Here is a 17,004-nt window from a genome sequence, read left to right as displayed (position 1 = left end):
AGAGTGAGCGGGTGCGTGCTTCATCGTAGAGAGACACGTGCGCCAAGTGAAAACCGATATCCATTCCCACGTGCCAAGCTGTTAGTCGGCGGGTCGATCGGCTACCCGACCCTCATGCAGTACCGCCCTATCGAGGCACCGCAGACGGGAGCTATCGGATGACCTTCAACGAAGGCATGCAGATCGATTCGGATCGGGTGTCCTCGGGCGGCGGGCCCGGTATGGGCGGCGGAATGGCACTCGGCGGCGGCGCGCTCGGCCTCATCGCACTTGTCGTGACACTGCTGCTGGGTGGCGATCCCGGCTCGGTGCTCGGTCAGTTCACCGGCGCGGACAGTCAGGCGGAACAGGGCACGGCGGGGACGCCCGAGCACTGCAAGACCGGTGCCGATGCCAATAAGTACGTCGACTGCCGAGTGGTGCTGACCGTGCAGAGCCTGGACGCGGTCTGGGACAGCGAACTCGCCAAGCAGACCAACCGCCAGTACACCGAACCCGCCGTGCGGCTGTTCTCCGGTGTGATCAATACCGGCTGCGGTCAGGCCTCGTCGGCGGTCGGGCCGTTCTACTGCCCCGCCGATGAGACCGCCTACTTCGATACCGCCTTCTTCCAGGAACTCAAGGATCGGTTCGGCGCGAGCGGCGGCCCCCTCGCGGAGGAGTACGTGGTCGCCCACGAGTTCGGTCACCACATCCAGAACCTGCTCGGCGATCTGGGTCGCGCCCAACGTGATCCGAGGGGCGCGGAATCCGGGGCGGTTCGCACCGAACTCCAGGCCGACTGCTACGCCGGGGTGTGGGCCTACTACGCCGATAAGCTCCCCGCCCCGGGCACCGACCAGCCGTTCCTGAAGCCATTGACCGATAACGATATTCGCGATGGTCTCTCCGCCGCGTCGGCCGTCGGTGACGACCGTATCCAGGAGGCCTCCGGCAGCCGGGTGAATCCGGAAGCCTGGACGCACGGCTCCTCCGAGGAGCGGCAGAAGTGGTTCCTCGCCGGGTACAAGACCGGCCAGGTCAAGGCGTGTGACACCTACAACGCGCGAGACCTGAGGAATCCGCCCGCGCTGACCCGATAGCCGCTCGCGCTCAACCCATTTCGTACCCCGAGATCCCCGTGTGCGACGCTACCTGTGATTCCGCGTGTCGCGCACGGTATTTCGGCGAGCCTGTCGCCCGCCACGCCCGATGCGATGGACAATCACCGGCGGCGAGATTCGGCTCGTCGGAACGGAGGGATTGATCGATGCGACGGTTCGGTGCCACAGGGCAATTCGGACAGCACCCGGTACGCGCCGCGGCGGCCGCCCTGGCGACGGTGGCGGCATTCACGCTGACCTGCGGTATCGCGACCGCCGAGCATCCGGTGCCGGCGGGACCCACATCCCCGAGCGACACGGCCACCCAGGCCTCGGCGACTCCCATTGCGGCACAGCCACTCTTCATCCTCACCTCCATGCCCGGTGGCTGGTTCGAACGCACCGATATCCGCCCGGTCCTCGAGGTGCACGACGACGGCCGAGCGGTCAAGCGCCCGGATGCGGCGAGCCCGGACCGCGCCCCGGACGCCGCGCCGCAGCAGGTGAACGGCACCGTACCCAAGGATGTCCTGACCGCGGCGATTTCCGAGGTACAGGCCTTGGCCACCGTCGATATGGGCACACCCAATGTCACCGACCAGGGCACGATGATCATCGACTTCCTGCCCCAGCAGTCCGCCGAGGATGCCCATCTGATCGTCTACGCCCCCGGTGTCACCGATGGCCTCGACGAGGACCAGAAGGCGAATCGCACCCGTTTCGCCGCCCTGTACAACAAACTCGTCGACGCCTTCACTGCCGACCGCTGAGCTCCTTGGATGGCTGGTTAGTGAGTGACTAACTGCTGTTCTCGGGGCCTACGTAGCCAAGTTGGGAGCGGGCCTTGCGGTTCCAGCTGGGTGCCGGAGGAAGAGATCAAACCGATAGTGTGGTCGACTCGTCTGCCGTCCCCGACCTGAGTCCCCCAGTCAGGCGCGGATTCTCACCTTCTCGACGGTGGACCGACCGTTGTCCCGATTTCGGGACAGAACAAGACACACGAAACAGACAAAGAGGACAAACCGAAACAGACCGATCGGTCAGGGGGACATGGTGGCGGGGATTACTCGGCCGATGCCGCCACCAGGTCCCCCTGACCAATCGGTCTGCTCTGGCGGGCTCGAATCTTTATCTCTTGCGTACTGGCGTCTTTGTCTTCGTTGTGAAATCTCGAGGACGTGACAACGGTCCGCCGCCAGGCTGGAATGGGAGATGACGGCACCCGACTGGGGGACTCAGGTCGGGGACGGCAGGCGACGCCACCACACTGCTTTCGCCTTTGGCTCGACTCGGCCGAACGCCGCTGGAAGCCGCTCCTTCGCACCCGACTTGGCTACGTAGGCCCCGAGAACAGCAGTCAGTACCCCACCCACCAGTGCACACAACCATCTAACCGACGGTCCAGGTTTCCTTCCCGGTCAGCAACGACTGCAATGAATCGGCACTGACCGGCTTACGTTCCTGGGCCATCGCGGTTTGCGCCCGCACCCCGTCGTCGTAGGTGGGTCGCGAGACACTGCGGAACACGCCGGTCACCACCCGGGTCAGGTCCTGATCCGAGAGCCGCGACAGCGCGTAGGCGTATTCCGGATCCTCGCAATAGGCGTCGTGCACCACAATGTCGGATTCGGCCACCGCATCCGCGCTCGCCACCCGCAGCCCGAAACCGCTGCGCACCACCGCGAATTCGCGATCCGCGCCGAAGCGAATGGGTTCGCCGTGCTGGAGCCGGATGAGGTGGGATTCGGCATTCTCCTTACGAAGCATGTCGAAGGAGCCGTCATTGAAGATCGGGCAGTCCTGCAGGATCTCGACGAATGAGGTGCCGCGATGCTCGGCGGCCGCGCGCAGAACCTCGGTGAGCCCGGCGCGGTCGGAGTCCAAAGCCCGTGCGGCGAAGGTGGCTTCGGCACCGAGGGCGACCGACAGGGTATTGAACGGGTGATCGACCGAACCCATCGGGGTGGACTTGGTGACCTTGCCGGTTTCCGAGGTCGGTGAGTACTGGCCCTTGGTGAGTCCGTAGATCCGGTTGTTGAACAGCAGGATCGTCATATTCACATTGCGGCGCAGCGCGTGAATGAGGTGGTTGCCGCCAATGGACAGCGCGTCACCATCGCCGGTCACCACCCAGACCGACAGATCGGGCCGGGTGACCGCCAGCCCGGTGGCAATGGCCGGGGCGCGGCCGTGAATCGAGTGCAGCCCATAGGCTTCCAGATAATACGGGAACCGGCTGGAGCAGCCGATTCCGGAGACGAACATGAGATTCTCGCGCTCGAGCCCGAGGTCGGCCAGGAAACCACGTACGGTCGCCAGGATCACGTAGTCACCGCATCCGGGGCACCAGCGCACCTCCTGATCGGAGGTGTACTCCTTGGCCTTCTGCGGTCCGTCGGCAGTGGGTACGCCGGACAGCCCGGTGAGCCCCAGATCCCTTCCGACGAACTGGTTCTCGACAATGGTCATCACTTGCCCCCTGGGGTGCGGTAGGTGGCCCGTGCCCGCGCGGCGAAGGCCTTGTCCTGTTCCATATCCGCGATGGATCCGTCCAGTGTCGCGTCGATGACGCCGACCAGTTCCTGTGCCGAGAACGCGGTTCCGGCGATCTTGGTCCACGGCTGGACGTCGACGAGGTACTTGGCGCGCAACAGCATGGCCAGCTGGCCGCCGTTCATCTCCGGCGCGACCACGGTGCGGTAGCGACGCAGTACCGCACCGAGATTGGCGGGGAACGGATTCAGATGCCGCAGATGCGCCTGCGCCACCGGTACCCCGCGCCGTCGCGCCCGCCGACACGCCTCCCCGATCGGCCCGTAGGAACTACCCCACCCGATGAGCAGCAGCTCCGCGCGGTCGTCCGGATCGTCGACCACCAGGTCCGGCACCGCAATACCGTCGATCTTGGCCTGGCGCAGTCGAACCATGAGCTCGTGATTGGCCGACTCGTAGGAGATATTGCCGCTGCCGTCGGCCTTCTCCAGACCGCCGATGCGATGGGCGCGCCCCTTGGTACCGGGTCGAGCGATCGGTCGCGCCAGAGTTTCCGGATCACGCGCATAGGGCAGGAATTCGCTACCCTCCTCGGCATCGGCCTCGAACCCGGGATCGATCGGCGCGAGCTGCGTGACCTGCGGAATCGCCCACGGCTCGGAGCCATTGGCGATCGCGCCGTCGGAGAGCAGCAGTACCGGGGTGCGGTAGGTGATGGCGATACGCGCGGCCTCCACCGCGGTATCGAAGCAGTCGGCGGGTGACCGCGGTGCGAGCACCGCCACCGGCGATTCGCCATTGCGTCCGTACAACGCCTGCAACAGGTCGGACTGTTCGGTCTTGGTGGGCAGTCCGGTGGAGGGACCGCCGCGCTGTACGTCGACGATCAGTAAGGGCAACTCGGTCATGACCGCCAGCCCGATGGTTTCGCTCTTGAGCGCCAGACCCGGTCCGGAGGTACTCGTCACGCCCAAGGCCCCGCCGAGCGAAGCACCCAGTGCCGCACCGATTCCGGCGATCTCGTCCTCGGCCTGGAAGGTGGTGACATCGAAGTTCTTGTGTTTACTCAGCTCGTGCAGGATGTCCGAGGCCGGGGTGATCGGATACGTCCCGAGGAATACCGGCATGCCGGACAGCTGCCCGGCCGTGACCATGCCGTAGGCCAGCGCGGTATTGCCGGTGATCTGCCGGTAGGTACCCGGCGGCAGCGTCGCGGGCGCAACCTCATAGGTACTCGCGAATGCCTCGGTCGTTTCGCCGTAATTCCACCCTGCCCGAATTGCGAGAATATTTGCTTCGGCCACCTCGGGTGTGGCAGCGAATTTCTCCCGTACGAACTGTTCGGTCCCATCAATGGGCCGCCCATACATCCATGACAGCAAACCGAGCGCGAACATATTCTTCGCCCGCTGCCCATCCTTTTTGCCCACACCGGTCGGTTCTGTTGCCCCGAGTGTCAGTGATGTCATGGGTACTCGATGCACCACGAAATCCGACAGGGTGTCATCGGTCAGCGGGTCGCCGGTATAGCCCACCTTCGCGAGATTGCGCTTGGTGAACTCATCGGTATTGACGATGACGGTTGCCCCCCGCGCGAGGTCTTCCAGATTCGCCTTGAGCGCCGCGGGATTCATCGCCACCAGCACATCGGGCTGGTCACCGGCGGTGAGGATGTCGTAGTCGGCGATCTGGATCTGGAAGGACGAGACACCCGGCAGCGTGCCCTGGGGTGCCCGGATCTCGGCGGGAAAGTTGGGCTGGGTGGCGAGGTCATTGCCGAATGCCGCTGCCTCATGGGTGAATCGATCACCGGTCAGCTGCATTCCATCACCGGAGTCACCGGCGAACCGAATTACGACCTTTTCCAATTTCTCTGTGGTGTGGCCGTTTTCGGACTTCACCACTGAGTCGTCGCCGTGCTGGGAAACCATGCGCCTGCATCACTTCCTCGTCGCTGTGAGGTATCAACGCCAAACTACTCCGCCTCATTCGCGGAGGACCGCGAAGTGAGCGGTGGAACTCGATGAATCTCCGCCGGAATCAGGCGAAGAGCGCCAGTTGCCGGTCGGGCGTCCGCGCGGCGGCGGACTCGGCGGCGGCCCGCACTTCGGGCTCGGCCGGACGTTCACGGTTGAAGCGGTACTTCTCCAGCAGCGGTTCGATGCGGCCGCGTAGCCAGGCGGAATACTCGGGTGTGACAGAGCTTCCGCGACCGTACAGCTGTCGGTAGCGGCGGATCAGCGCGGGGTGCTCGGTGGCCAACCACTCGAGGAACCAATCTCGGGTCGCGCCCCGTAGATGCATGGGAAAGGCGGTGACCTCGGATGCGCCCGCGTCGGCGAGCGCGGCGAAGAGTTCGTCCAAATGCGCTCGACTGTCGGTGAGGTACGGAATTACCGGGGCCACCATGACATTCACCGCGAATCCGGCGTCGGCGAGCGCGCGAATGAGTTCCAGTCGCGCCTTGGGCGTCGGCGTACCGGATTCCAGCCCGCGATGCAGATCCGGATCCAGGATGGCCAGCGAGACGGCCACACTGACCGAGACCTGTTGCGCGGCTTGGGTGAGCAGCGGCAGATCCCGGCGCAGCAGGGTGCCCTTGGTGAGAATCGAGAAGGGTGTGCCCGACTCGGTGAGTGCGGAAATAATGCCCGGCATGAGCCGGTAGCGACCCTCGGCGCGCTGGTACGGATCCGTATTCGACCCCAGCGCAACGGCTTCGCGCCGCCAGGACCGCTTGTGCAGCTCCCGGCGCAGGACGGCCGCGACATTCGTCTTGACGACGATCTGATTGTCGAAGTCCAGTCCTGCGTCCAGGTCCAGATACTCGTGCGAGCCGCGAGCGAAGCAGTAGCGGCACGCGTGCGAGCATCCGCGCATTGGATTGACGGTCCAGTTGAACGGCATACTGCCGCCCTCGGGAACCTTGTTCAGCGCGCTCTTACAGAGCACCTCGTGGAATGTGATGCCCTCGAAGTCGGGAGTCTGTACTGTCCGAACGAGACCGGCCCGTTCGAGTCCGGGCAGCGCGCCGTCATCGGCGTCCAGAGTCTGGCTTTGCCACCGCACCCCACCAGTCGAACATTTGTTCTAGCAGGTGTCAAGCGATCTTTCGCGTGTCGAGCTTGACGAGGTCGTTATTGGCGAAGGCGACCAGATCCCGCACCGTTTCATCGGTGGAGCGCGGCAGGTAGCCGAGTTCGGTTCTGGCCTTGGTGCCGTCGACAATGGGGGCGGAGATGAGCGCGCCCATAGCGGCCTTGGACAGCACATCGCTGCCGAACAGCTTGCCCACCGGCTCGAGTACGGGCATCACGGCCGAGATGACCTGTGCCGGAATCAGGACGCGGGGACCCTTCTTGCCATTGACGGACGCGGCGAGGCGGGTGACATCCCACATGGTCTGCATATGGCCGGTGAGCAGGTAGTTCTCACCGGTGCGGCCGCGCTCGCCGGCCTGGATCAGACCCATGGCGACGTCACGGACATCGACGAGGTCGAAGCTGCCACCGATCATGGCGGGTATACGACCCTTGGCCGCGTCGAGCAGGGTGCCATTGATTCGGGAGCGGGTGAAGTCGACCGGACCGTAGACGCCGGTCGGATTGCAGAGCACGGCGTCGAGACCCTTGTCGATGACCTTGCGCAGTTCCACCTCACCCTGCCACTTGGACCGGTCGTATACCGGCAGATCCGGGTTGATGGAGCGGGCGGTGCGCTCGTCGATGCGGCCGCCGCAGTTGTACTGGTCGAATGCGTGAATGGAGCTGGCATGAACGAATTTGCGCGCGCCGACAGCCAGGGCGGCCTCGGCGACGATGCGCACGCCCTCGGTATTGATCCGCCAGGCGAGATCGTTCTTCTGGGCGAGGGTGATTACCGCGACCAGGTGGTAGACGACCTCCGCGCCGTCCAGCGCGCCGCGCATGGACTCGGGATCGAGCACATCACCGGTCACCCAGGTGACACCTGGTTCTGTGGCACCGGAGGGCCGAACACGATCGATAGCTGTCACCTCGTGACCGCGATCGGTAAGCAGGCGAAGCAAATTGGTGCCAAGGAACCCGGCAGCGCCGGTGACTGCGACCTTCATGAGTCGAGAATATAGAACCTGTTCTAATTTGCAACAGCGGCGGGTGGCTGGCCTGTGGATACGCCCCTGCGCCCGGTCGGCCTTGTCGGATATATTCAGGATCGCTATTTGTCCACGACGATCGGGGTGGGACTCATGACCGAATTCTCGGTGGATCCGGAAGGGGTCCGCGCCTTCGCCGCGACCCAGGGTGGCGTCGCGGCCGATATCGCTGCCGCGGGCAATCTCGACACTGTAGCCGGTGTCGCCGCCATGACACCTGTCTTCGGTCTCATCGGTGCCGACTACCTGGCCCTGTACGCGGTCGCGGAGGTGCTGCACGCCGAGGACATCAACGCGCTGTCGGGGCGGTACGCGCACGTGGGGCAGACGGCGTCCGGTTCGGCGACCACCCTCGAGACGACCGACGCCGCCTTCGCGGGCGGTGTGGGGCAGCTCGGCGCAACGATCGGCGAGCAGGTATGAGCCCCGTCGATCCGCTGTCCTCGGGCGTCATCGCGCCCGATCACTCCCCCGAGGTCGCGTACGCCGCCCCGGACACCGGGGCAGCGCCGCCCTCGGGGCCCTTCGTCGACGTACCGCTGTTCCAGTTGCCGGAGGACGTCGCACCGTTCGAAGCTCCCGCTTTCCTGTTGTCGCGCAAGGAGTTCGAGCAGGGCGGTGGCTCCCCGCTGCTGGGTGGCATGCCGCACGGTGGCCCGGGCGCGCCCGATGACTCGACCTACGCGGCGTTCGACGGTGTCCTCGACGGCGGTCAGCACACCCTGGACTCCGCGCAGCACACCCTCGACGGCGCGCAGTCAGTGCTCGACAACGCCCGGGCCGCCCTGGGCAACGCACCCGCGGCGATCGCCTCCGCGCAGGCCGCGCTCGCGAGCGCCGGACCGAATCCGTCCGCGCTACCGCCACTGCCCCCGGACCCGGTGGCCGCGCTCATGAGCGGTATGGCGCTGCCCGCGATTCCCGGTATCGACGCCCTGTTCAAACCATTCCTCGATCTCATCAACAGTTTCGGCACCGGCGTCCTCGGCGCACTGAACCCCGCCACCGTGCTGAACCAGTCGTCCAAATTCATCGAGGGCGCGATGCAGATAGGCAACGGCGCGCTGAAGACTGTGGAAACGGTCTGGAAGGGCAAATCCGGCGGCGCCGCCCAATCCGCCGGTCAGCAGGCGCAGAACCACGGTGCGGAAACCACCCGGCGCGGGTTCGATATTTCCGCACTGACCGAGCAGGCCGCCGCCGTCGTGCAGCGCGGCAATATCCAGCTCACCGCCATCGCCCAGTCCTTCGCGACCCAGGCCACCGCCATGGCCCCCGTGGCACTGACCCCACCCGGCCAGGCCGCGCTCATTGCCTCCGCGACCGAACACCTCGGCGCGGCGGTAGCGGTCGTCAATGCCACCCGTGGTGAATTGGGCGGCTACACAGCCCAATTGAGCGGAGTCGTCGGCCAGCTGCTCGGCCAGGGTGGCGGCGGCCCCAATCCGGCCGAGGTCGCCCAGTCGCTCGCCCAGAATGTCGGCCAGCCGATCCTGCAGCAGGCTCAGGAACTGCTGAAGTCCGGCGTCGACCAGGCCACCAGGGCCGCCGGCGTCAACCCCGCCGGGACCGGTCCCGGCGATGCGGATACCAAGGCCGCCGGACTCGGCGGTGGCGCGGGTGGCGGCGCGGGTGTCGGCGGCGGCGCGGGCGGCATCGCGGCCAAGCCCGGCGGTCCCGGCTCCTCCATTCCCGGCGGCAAGATCGCCGCCGGCGCGGGCAACCCGTTCAGTTCCGGGGGCCTCGGCGGCCCCGGTGCGGGCGGCGCGACTCCGGGCGGTTTCATGGGTGCGCCCCACGGGGCCGCGGCCGGTCAGCGAGGCGCGGACCAGGAATACTCGCGCTCGGTGGAGCACTACCAGAACCCGTCCGGCGAAAGCGAACTCACCAGCAATCTGGGCGAGTCCGGGCCGGGGGTCATCGGCGAAATCCCCGATGAGGCGTCAGGCGAGAACAACCAGGAGAAATCCTGAGCACGCCCGGCATGCTTTGACCGGATCCATGCTGATCAAAGCTGGATTCCGGCCAAGCACACGCCGGAATGACGAGGGCGGCCAAGCGGCGTCGTGGTGATTGGCCACCGCGACCGGGCGGGACCGCGCCGACGCACCTCAGACGGCGGTCGGCCGCGCCTGCGCGTCGGTACCTCCATCGATGACGAACTGCGCGCCGTGTATGAAACCGGCATGCGGGCCCAGTAGATACGCGATCAGGGCAGCGATTTCGTCGGGGCGGCCATTGCGCCCCACCGGGGAGGTGAAATTGCGAATGGCCTCGCCGTAGCGGGGATCATCCATACCCGCCTGAAGCAACGGGGTGTCGACGCTGCCCGGTGCGACGGTATTGAGTCGCACGCCCGCCGCTCCCCATTCGACGGCGCGTTGGCGCACCGCGACGGTGACGGCGTTCTTGGAGGCGGCGTAGGCGTAGCTGCCCGCGTAATCACCGGCCTGCGCGAAGGCTTCGGCTTCGGTACCGGTGGCGACGGGGTTCTTATCCCATGGGATATGAGTGGAGGCCACCGACGAAACCACCACGGCCGCGGGCGATTCGCCCTTCCGCAGGGCGGGCAGCAGGGCATCGAGCAGCGCGATGGTGCTGCGGTAGTTGATTTCCACAATGCGCATGGGGTCCGGGACCTGCGGGCCGACGCCCGCGCACAGCACGAGCCCGTCGAGCACACCGCCACTGCGTGCCACCACCTGTTCGACGGCTGCCGCGCGCAGGGCTGGATCGGTGAGGTCGCCGGTGATATCGGCGTCCTTCAGGTCGATGCCGATAATGTCGTGCCCGGCCGCGGTCAGGGCGGCGGCGGTGGCCGCGCCGATACCCGAGGCGGAGCCGGTGATGGCAATCGTCATGGGTGCGATTAGAACAGGGTTCAGAATAGCGGGGCAATCCCCACCGAGGCCGATCTCAGCCAGCGAGACCATTCCCACCATTGGAAGAACTCTCGCGCTACGACAGATGATGCGGCTAGCATCACCCCATAACTAGAATCTGTTCTAGTTTGGCGCCCGCCCACTGTCGAGAGGACGACCAGATGCGCTTCACCTATGCGGAGGCCATGACCAACCCGGACTACTACATTCCGCTGGCGCAAGCCGCGGAGGCCGCCGGGTTCCACAGCATGACCATCGCCGACAGCATCGCCTACCCGGCCGAGTCGGACTCGAAGTATCCCTACACCAAGGACGGCAACCGCGAGTTCCTCGACGGTAAGCCCTTTATCGAGACCTTCGTCCTGTCGGCGGCCATCGCCGCGGCCACCACCACCCTGCGCCTCACCCCCTTCGTGCTGAAGCTGCCGATCCGTCCGCCGGTATTGGTCGCCAAGCAGGCGAGTTCGCTTGCCCGCCTGAGCAATAACCGCTTCGCGCTGGGCGTCGGCATCAGCCCGTGGCCGGAGGATTTCGAGATCATGGGTGTGCCGTTCGAGAAGCGTGGTAAGCGTCTCGACGAATGCATCGAAATCGTGAAGGGCCTGTCGACCGGCGAGTACTTCGAGTACCACGGCGAGTTCTACGACATCCCCAAGATCAAGCTCACTCCCGCTCCCACCGAACCGCTTCCCATTCTGGTCGGCGGCCACTCCGATGCCGCCCTCGAGCGCGCGGTGCGCCTGACCGACGGCTGGATGCACGCGGGCGGCGGTGCGGAGGATCTCGACAAGTACCTCGCCCGCATCAATGAACTGCGCAGCGAGCGCGACCTTTCCACGCCGTTCGAGATTCACGCCGTCTCCCGCGACGGCTACACCACCGATGGGGTCAAGCGCCTCGAGGACAAGGGCATTACCGATCTCATTGTGGGCTTCCGCAACTCCTACGCCATGGAGCACGACACCGAGTCGCTGGAAGAGAAGATCGTCAAGCTGAAGTGGTACGGCGACAATGTGATCAGCAAGCTGAGCTGACCGGCCCGGGCGCGATCCCCACGGTCCCGAGGACTCCCGGCCCCTATATCGGGCCGGGGTCCGCACCGAGCGGCACTCAGACGCGCTTGGCGAATCCGAGGTCGATAACAGCATCGCGCTCGCCCTCGAGCTCGGCCACGCTGATATCGATTCGCCCACGCGAGAATTCGTCCACGTCGAGACCCTGCACAATGCTGTACTCGCCATTCGCGCAGGTCACCGGGAACGAACTGATCAGCCCCTCCGGCACCCCGTAGGACCCGTCCGACGGCACCGCCATCGACACCCAATCCCCCGCCGCGGAACCCCGCGCCCAATCACGGATGTGGTCGATGGCCGCGCTGGCGGCACTGGCCGCCGAGGACGCCCCGCGCGCCTTGATAATCGCGGTCCCACGCTGCTGCACGGTCGGAATGAAGTCGTTCACCACCCAGTTCTGATCGTTGATGACCTCCACCGCCGGCCGACCGGCCACGGTGACATGCGAGATATCCGGGTACTGGGTGGCGGAGTGGTTGCCCCAGATGGCGACCCGCCGAAAATCGGTGCCCGCCACCCCGGTCTTCTTGGCCAGCTGCGCGATCGCGCGATTGTGGTCCAGCCGGGTGAGCGCCGTGAACCGCTCCGCGGGCACATCCGGCGCATTGCTCATAGCGATGAAGGCATTGGTATTGGCCGGATTTCCGACGACGAGCACCTTGACGTCCGCAGCGGCACTGGCATTGATAGCCGCACCCTGATCGGTGAAGATCGGCCCGTTGGCGGCCAGTAGGTCGCCGCGTTCCATCCCCGCCGTACGCGGTCGAGCCCCCACGAGCAGCGCGACATTCGCCCCGTCGAACCCCACCCACGGGTCATCGGAGATATCGATCGAGGACAGCAGCGGAAACGCGCCATCCTCCAACTCCATCGCCACTCCCTCCAGCGACCCCACCGCAGCCGGAATCTCCAACAGCCGCAGCCGTACCGGCGTATCCGCCCCCAACATCGCCCCGGAGGCGATCCGGAACAGCAGCCCATAGGCAATCTGTCCGGCAGCGCCGGTCACGGTAACGGTCACGGGTCGGGCGGCACTGCTCACGACAATCTCCTAGCGATAGTCCGGACACTCCCTTCCTCAGCCTAACGACCGCTCACAACCGAGACCCGCGGCCGTGAGCAAGCAGACATCCGCCCGCACGGGCGATGAAGGTCCGCCTCGCCGCACCGGCCGTCCTGCCGTTTCTCTCATACCCGCATCTCCGGATAGTGATCTCCGCAATAGCGACCGTCGCACCGATCGGCTCGCCGGTATCGGCGCGAGCCGGGCGAATGTCGTTATGCCACTACCCCGTGGCGTCGGTGACGTATGTGAGACAACCGCAGGACACGCACCCCTGCTCGACCCGAGCGTCCTGGCACGCATTCAAGAGCAACGCTAACCTCGGGATGGGGACAATTGCGGCACTCATCCGGGCCCGGAGCGGGACCGGGGCTGCCGCGCGCCCCACCCACGTGCACATGCCTGTGTTCGAAAGGTACTGAAGAACAACGATTTTGGAGTCGAACCGGTTATGACATCGAGTGCCGCACCTGTAGCAACCGTGTACCAGAATCGCGATATGACGCCCGACCGGCCCGCGGGAGCCGGCGTATGGCATCAAGGATCGCCGTGGTGGGATGCGAAATCCGTGCTGGTGACGCGTCCGATCGCACCGGGGCGCATCGCGACGACGCCGCACCTGGTCATTCCGGCCGAGCACGGGCGGTTGAATTTTCTGCTGTCCTCATATGGCGTCGAGGCAGAGCAGTTGGCACACGATCCGCGAGTGGTGATCCAGCCGGGAGACTGGCGCGGCCGACCGGCCCTCAATACCCGTCAGCAGTACGGCACCGTCTATATAGTCCGCGACGCACGCCTGGCCGCACGAGTGTATGAAGCCATGCGGATCAAGTACGGAGCGCGAACCGCGTTGGCGCGCATGGCTCATCGTTTCACGCACGGCAGCGTTCCCTACGGTGACCTGGTCGCGTTCGTGGACGTGCACCCGAATCCCCCGCGCATGCTCACCCGCTGATCCGGTTCGCACACCAGACGCCGGTGCCCCGGTTCTCGTGGCGACATCGACTATGGGCTGCGCCACAAGAACCAACCATCGATCGGCTGAGCCGAAAACGTGAGAAACCGCACCACGTCCCCGGTTCGGGTATCGACGTCCCGACCGGGGTAACAGACGTCCACACCCGGCGACGCCGCCACGAGCGACATCCCAAACACATTGCGGTGAAACGTCGATCACCAATTGTGACCAACAATTCCCTCACATTGAGGGCTCCCGTCGCCCCGCGGCAGATCGTGTTCATCACCAGCGCAGCACATTTCCTCGCAGTCGCACGGCGCGCGGCACCTCCCTCTCCGTGGTTGACTTCTAATGCTCAAGTGCCACAGGAGGTTCCGTGTCCGCCCCGTCCATCCCCGCCGGTATCGATTTCACCGATCCGGAGTTCCTCGTCCATCGTCTGCCCGTCGAGGAGTTCGCGCAGCTGCGGCGTACCGCACCGGTCTACTGGATCCCGCAGCCCGACGGTGTGAGCGGGTACGACACCGGAGGCTACTGGGCGATTACCAAACTCGATGACATCAAGGAGATTTCCCGGAAGCCGGATATCTTCTCCTCGGAGGAGAACACCGCCGTCATCCGGATGCCCAGCGGTACCACCCGCGCGGAGATCGAGATTCAGCGCTCGCTGCTGCTGAATATGGATCCGCCCAAGCACACCAAGTTCCGCCGCATCATCTCCAAGAGCTTCACCCCGCGCGCCATGGATTTGCTGCGTGACGCGTTGCGCGACCGTGCCGAACGAATCGTCCACGAGGCCAAGGAAACCGGCGGCGGCGACTTCGTCGATCAGGTCGCCTCCGAACTGCCGTTGCAGGCGATCGCCGAACTGCTCGGGGTCCCGCAGGACGATCGCCGGAAGATCTTCGCGTGGACGAACCAGATGATGGGATTCGAGGATCCGGACTTCGAGGGCGATCACCGGATGGCCACCGCGGAGGTCATGGGTTACGCGTGGAACCTCGCCGAGGAGAAGCGCAGGTGCCCCATGGACGATATCGTCACCTCGCTGCTGCACGCCGATGTCGAGGGCGAGGCCCTGGCCTCGGATGAGTTCGCCTGGTTCGTCGTCCTCCTCATCGTCGGCGGCAACGAGACGATTCGCAATGCCATCACCCTCGGTATGAAGGCCTTCGTCGATAACCCCGACCAGTGGGAGATCTACAAGGAGCAGCGCCCCCGCACCGCTCCCGACGAGATCGTCCGCTGGGCCAGCCCCGTGCTCTCCATCCAGCGAACCGCCATGCAGGACACCGAAATCGGCGGTCAAGCCATTGCCAAGGGCGACCGCCTCGGATTGTTCTACGCCTCCGCCAACTTCGACGAGGACCACTTCGAGAACCCCTACGAGTTCGACGTGCTGCGCGAGCACAACCCGCATGTCGGCTTCGGCGGCAACGGCACCCACCACTGCGCGGGCACCAACCTGGCGCGTCTGCAGATCGACCTCATGTTCAATACCATCGCCGACGTGATGCCGAACCTGCGCGAGATCTCCGAGCCGGTCCGGCTGCGCTCGAGCTGGCTGAACGCGATCAAGAGCTGGAAGGTCGCCTACTCCTGAAGGTTGTGTGGCAGCGGGACTGCGTCCTCACGTGGTCATGAGGGCCGGGATCGGCAATGTCCGAGCCCATTCCCGCGCCATCTCCTGCGGCCGCACCTCCGTCGACGAGTCGTACCGGGCATGCTCGCCGACCTGGACAGCGCCACATTCTGTGAGTTTCTCGGCCGCGATCTCACCGCCACGGTTGTAGGTGTCGCCATAGATGCTGTCGCCGAGCCCGAAGACGCCGAACCGCAGCCCGGTCAGGTCCGGTTGTGTGGCATCGAGCGCATTGAAGAAGGGCTCGGCCCCGGTCGGCAGTTCCCCGTCGCCGGAGGTGGAGCAGACGACGATGTGGAAATCAGTCGGCTCGAGGTCGCCGGGATCGAAGTCCGTCATATCGAAAACCGACACATCATGTGCCGAAAGTTCATCGGCCACGGACTCGGCGACCAGCTCGGAGGTGCCCAGTTCAGATCCGAAAAGAATAACGACGCGCACGCACAACTCCCTTCAATGCAAGTAAGGCTAACCTAATTTATATCAGGGAGTGCCGCCTGCTCGCCCCCAACCACGGTTGCCGGTGCCGCAGGCCGTCGCACGACTAGCGTGGCCGCAATGAAGAGGTTCCCGGTCGGATCCCTGGTACAGCTGCGAGAAGTGCTGCACGGCCACGTCTGGCTATCCATGTCGCGGAGCAGGTGGCGAGTGGTCGGCTCAGCCCGGCGGAGGCCGCAGCTGTCTGGGCCGAGGCCGAACGGGCGGCGGTTGCGCTCGATCGTGGTGACCAGTGGTGGCTCTCCCGCTGGGAAGGCTGGCTGCCGGCATCGTGACCTCGCCCGAATCCGGGTAATTACCAGCAGGTTCTAGCGGGCTCGCGGCGCGGGGATCTGGGATGCTGTTGGCATGGCTGGATTCGTTGAGGCGGTGTGCCGTGATTTCTGATCACGAGTTGAATCCCGCTGCGGTCGAGATCGGCAGGTTCTTTCCGCAGCCGCCGGACGCCGTGTGGCGTGCTCTGACGGAGCCGGAACTGATCGAGCGATGGTTGATGCGGTCGAACGGGTTCGCCGCGACAGTCGGAACGCATTTCATTTTCGTGGTGCCGACCGAGCCGACCGGTGAGATCGCCTGTGAAGTCCTCGTGGTGCAGCCGGGTGAGCAGTTGACCCACACCTGGGTCGATCTGCGTGCCAAGTATCCCGCGCGGTGGGTTGTCGACTGGACGATCAAGCCACAGGGCCGTGGTACGCGACTCCTGTTGACGCAGACCGGTTTCGACATCGAGAACCGTCGACAGAAGATGGCCCGCAACTATATGGAGCGAGGCTGGAAGACCACCCTGTTGAAACTGCGCGAGGTACTCGAAAACTGAGCCAGCGCCCACTCCGGTGAGTTCTGCGACGCCGATACACCGATGCGATGGTGCGGTGGCGGCGCGAATTGCTCGCACGTCGGACGATTGATCAGTTTTGCAGAAACGCCGACAACGAGGCGCGGATCGCTGAGCTCGTACGGAAAGCCGCAGGCTGAAGGGTCTGCTATTCACGCGAAAAGCCTGGCGCGGAACGATTACCGACTCGCCACTTTCTTGGTACTTTCTGACGGTACACATGGGTTGCCTGACATTCGCTGTGGTCGGTTTGTCGGCAATGGGCGGGGTGCGCGCCTTCCCACCTTGGAATCGTCCGAGCAAGGAGTGTGAAGCTTGTCATTTCGAACAGCACGGTCACTCA

At 65.2% G+C, this 17,004-nt stretch carries 15 protein-coding genes; 8 read left to right on the top strand and 7 right to left on the bottom strand.

The features are described 5' to 3' along the window. Positions 1 to 158: 158 nt before the first annotated feature. Positions 159 to 1,082 carry a KPN_02809 family neutral zinc metallopeptidase gene (gene ypfJ, locus NU1_RS14435; protein ID WP_067521580.1) on the top strand — a complete coding sequence of 308 codons (924 nt, stop codon included), beginning with the start codon at positions 159 to 161 and terminating at the stop codon, positions 1,080 to 1,082. A gap of 167 nt (positions 1,083 to 1,249) precedes the next feature. Next, positions 1,250 to 1,852 (top strand): hypothetical protein, encoded by a 603-nt coding sequence (locus NU1_RS14430; RefSeq protein WP_067521578.1) that lies wholly within the window; start codon positions 1,250 to 1,252, stop codon positions 1,850 to 1,852. 619 nt (positions 1,853 to 2,471) lie between these two features. Here NU1_RS14430 and NU1_RS14425 read toward each other — a convergent pair. The 4 genes from NU1_RS14425 to NU1_RS14410 all read right to left on the bottom strand — a co-directional run bounded on the left by NU1_RS14425 (position 2,472) and on the right by NU1_RS14410 (position 7,668). Continuing rightward, positions 2,472 to 3,551 (bottom strand): 2-oxoacid:ferredoxin oxidoreductase subunit beta, encoded by a 1,080-nt coding sequence (locus NU1_RS14425; protein WP_067521576.1) that lies wholly within the window; start codon positions 3,549 to 3,551, stop codon positions 2,472 to 2,474. Further along, positions 3,551 to 5,506 carry a 2-oxoacid:acceptor oxidoreductase subunit alpha gene (locus NU1_RS14420; protein ID WP_067521574.1) on the bottom strand — a complete coding sequence of 652 codons (1,956 nt, stop codon included), beginning with the start codon at positions 5,504 to 5,506 and terminating at the stop codon, positions 3,551 to 3,553. Before NU1_RS14420 ends, NU1_RS14425 begins: the two co-directional genes overlap by 1 nt. A gap of 109 nt (positions 5,507 to 5,615) precedes the next feature. Beyond that, positions 5,616 to 6,644, bottom strand: a complete 1,029-nt coding sequence (locus NU1_RS14415; protein WP_067521573.1) for an Rv2578c family radical SAM protein — start codon at positions 6,642 to 6,644, stop codon at positions 5,616 to 5,618. Positions 6,645 to 6,675: 31 nt separating this feature from the next. Continuing rightward, complete coding sequence (locus tag NU1_RS14410; RefSeq protein WP_067521571.1) at positions 6,676 to 7,668, bottom strand: NAD-dependent epimerase/dehydratase family protein; 993 nt, start codon at positions 7,666 to 7,668, stop codon at positions 6,676 to 6,678. A gap of 135 nt (positions 7,669 to 7,803) precedes the next feature. Between NU1_RS14410 and NU1_RS14405 the strand changes: the two genes are divergently transcribed. Both NU1_RS14405 and NU1_RS14400 read left to right on the top strand, forming a co-directional pair. Beyond that, positions 7,804 to 8,133: a type VII secretion target gene (locus NU1_RS14405; RefSeq protein WP_067521728.1), complete on the top strand. Its 330-nt coding sequence runs from the start codon at positions 7,804 to 7,806 to the stop codon at positions 8,131 to 8,133. Next, positions 8,130 to 9,683, top strand: a complete 1,554-nt coding sequence (locus NU1_RS14400) for a hypothetical protein (RefSeq protein WP_067521569.1) — start codon at positions 8,130 to 8,132, stop codon at positions 9,681 to 9,683. Before NU1_RS14405 ends, NU1_RS14400 begins: the two co-directional genes overlap by 4 nt. A 138-nt stretch (positions 9,684 to 9,821) precedes the next feature. On the opposite strand, the gene NU1_RS14395 is transcribed toward NU1_RS14400, so the two are convergent. Beyond that, positions 9,822 to 10,571: an SDR family oxidoreductase gene (locus tag NU1_RS14395; protein WP_067521567.1), complete on the bottom strand. Its 750-nt coding sequence runs from the start codon at positions 10,569 to 10,571 to the stop codon at positions 9,822 to 9,824. Positions 10,572 to 10,753: 182 nt separating this feature from the next. On the opposite strand from NU1_RS14395, the gene NU1_RS14390 reads away from it, so the two are divergent. Further along, entirely contained in the window at positions 10,754 to 11,626 is an 873-nt protein-coding gene (locus NU1_RS14390; protein ID WP_067521565.1) for a TIGR03619 family F420-dependent LLM class oxidoreductase, read from the top strand. Between the two features lie 76 nt (positions 11,627 to 11,702). Here NU1_RS14390 and NU1_RS14385 read toward each other — a convergent pair whose 3' ends face one another. Next, positions 11,703 to 12,707 (bottom strand): malate dehydrogenase, encoded by a 1,005-nt coding sequence (locus NU1_RS14385; RefSeq protein WP_067521564.1) that lies wholly within the window; start codon positions 12,705 to 12,707, stop codon positions 11,703 to 11,705. A gap of 520 nt (positions 12,708 to 13,227) precedes the next feature. On the opposite strand from NU1_RS14385, the gene NU1_RS14380 reads away from it, so the two are divergent. Together NU1_RS14380 and NU1_RS14375 are read left to right on the top strand one after the other, a co-directional pair. Then, complete coding sequence (locus NU1_RS14380; protein ID WP_157552240.1) at positions 13,228 to 13,683, top strand: hypothetical protein; 456 nt, start codon at positions 13,228 to 13,230, stop codon at positions 13,681 to 13,683. Positions 13,684 to 14,062: 379 nt separating this feature from the next. After that, positions 14,063 to 15,289 (top strand): cytochrome P450, encoded by a 1,227-nt coding sequence (locus NU1_RS14375; protein WP_067521560.1) that lies wholly within the window; start codon positions 14,063 to 14,065, stop codon positions 15,287 to 15,289. Between the two features lie 27 nt (positions 15,290 to 15,316). Here NU1_RS14375 and NU1_RS14370 read toward each other — a convergent pair whose 3' ends face one another. Beyond that, on the bottom strand, positions 15,317 to 15,769 hold the full coding sequence (locus NU1_RS14370) for a flavodoxin domain-containing protein (RefSeq protein WP_067521559.1): 453 nt from the start codon (positions 15,767 to 15,769) through the stop codon (positions 15,317 to 15,319). 433 nt (positions 15,770 to 16,202) lie between these two features. On the opposite strand from NU1_RS14370, the gene NU1_RS14365 reads away from it, so the two are divergent. Continuing rightward, positions 16,203 to 16,643, top strand: coding sequence for an SRPBCC family protein (locus NU1_RS14365; RefSeq protein ID WP_084521349.1), 441 nt, complete (start codon positions 16,203 to 16,205; stop codon positions 16,641 to 16,643). Positions 16,644 to 17,004: the final 361 nt, after the last annotated feature.

This window comes from Nocardia uniformis NBRC 13702, from assembly GCF_001613345.1.
Lineage (GTDB): Bacteria > Actinomycetota > Actinomycetes > Mycobacteriales > Mycobacteriaceae > Nocardia > Nocardia uniformis.
The sequence above is the reverse complement of the archived record's forward strand: the minus strand, read 5'-3'. Positions and strand labels throughout refer to the sequence as shown.

What these genes read in the sequence shown, in the direction of transcription:
- NU1_RS14390 (WP_067521565.1), top strand. Translation starts at nt 10,754, where the DNA reads ATGCGCTTCACCTATGCGGAGGCCATGACCAACCCGGACTACTACATT.
- NU1_RS14410 (WP_067521571.1), bottom strand. Translation starts at nt 7,668, where the DNA reads ATGAAGGTCGCAGTCACCGGCGCTGCCGGGTTCCTTGGCACCAATTTG.
- NU1_RS14425 (WP_067521576.1), bottom strand. Translation starts at nt 3,551, where the DNA reads ATGACCATTGTCGAGAACCAGTTCGTCGGAAGGGATCTGGGGCTCACC.
- NU1_RS14420 (WP_067521574.1), bottom strand. Translation starts at nt 5,506, where the DNA reads ATGGTTTCCCAGCACGGCGACGACTCAGTGGTGAAGTCCGAAAACGGC.
- NU1_RS14405 (WP_067521728.1), top strand. Translation starts at nt 7,804, where the DNA reads ATGACCGAATTCTCGGTGGATCCGGAAGGGGTCCGCGCCTTCGCCGCG.
- NU1_RS14430 (WP_067521578.1), top strand. Translation starts at nt 1,250, where the DNA reads ATGCGACGGTTCGGTGCCACAGGGCAATTCGGACAGCACCCGGTACGC.
- NU1_RS14395 (WP_067521567.1), bottom strand. Translation starts at nt 10,571, where the DNA reads ATGACGATTGCCATCACCGGCTCCGCCTCGGGTATCGGCGCGGCCACC.
- NU1_RS14380 (WP_157552240.1), top strand. Translation starts at nt 13,228, where the DNA reads ATGACGCCCGACCGGCCCGCGGGAGCCGGCGTATGGCATCAAGGATCG.
- NU1_RS14400 (WP_067521569.1), top strand. Translation starts at nt 8,130, where the DNA reads ATGAGCCCCGTCGATCCGCTGTCCTCGGGCGTCATCGCGCCCGATCAC.
- ypfJ (WP_067521580.1), top strand. Translation starts at nt 159, where the DNA reads ATGACCTTCAACGAAGGCATGCAGATCGATTCGGATCGGGTGTCCTCG.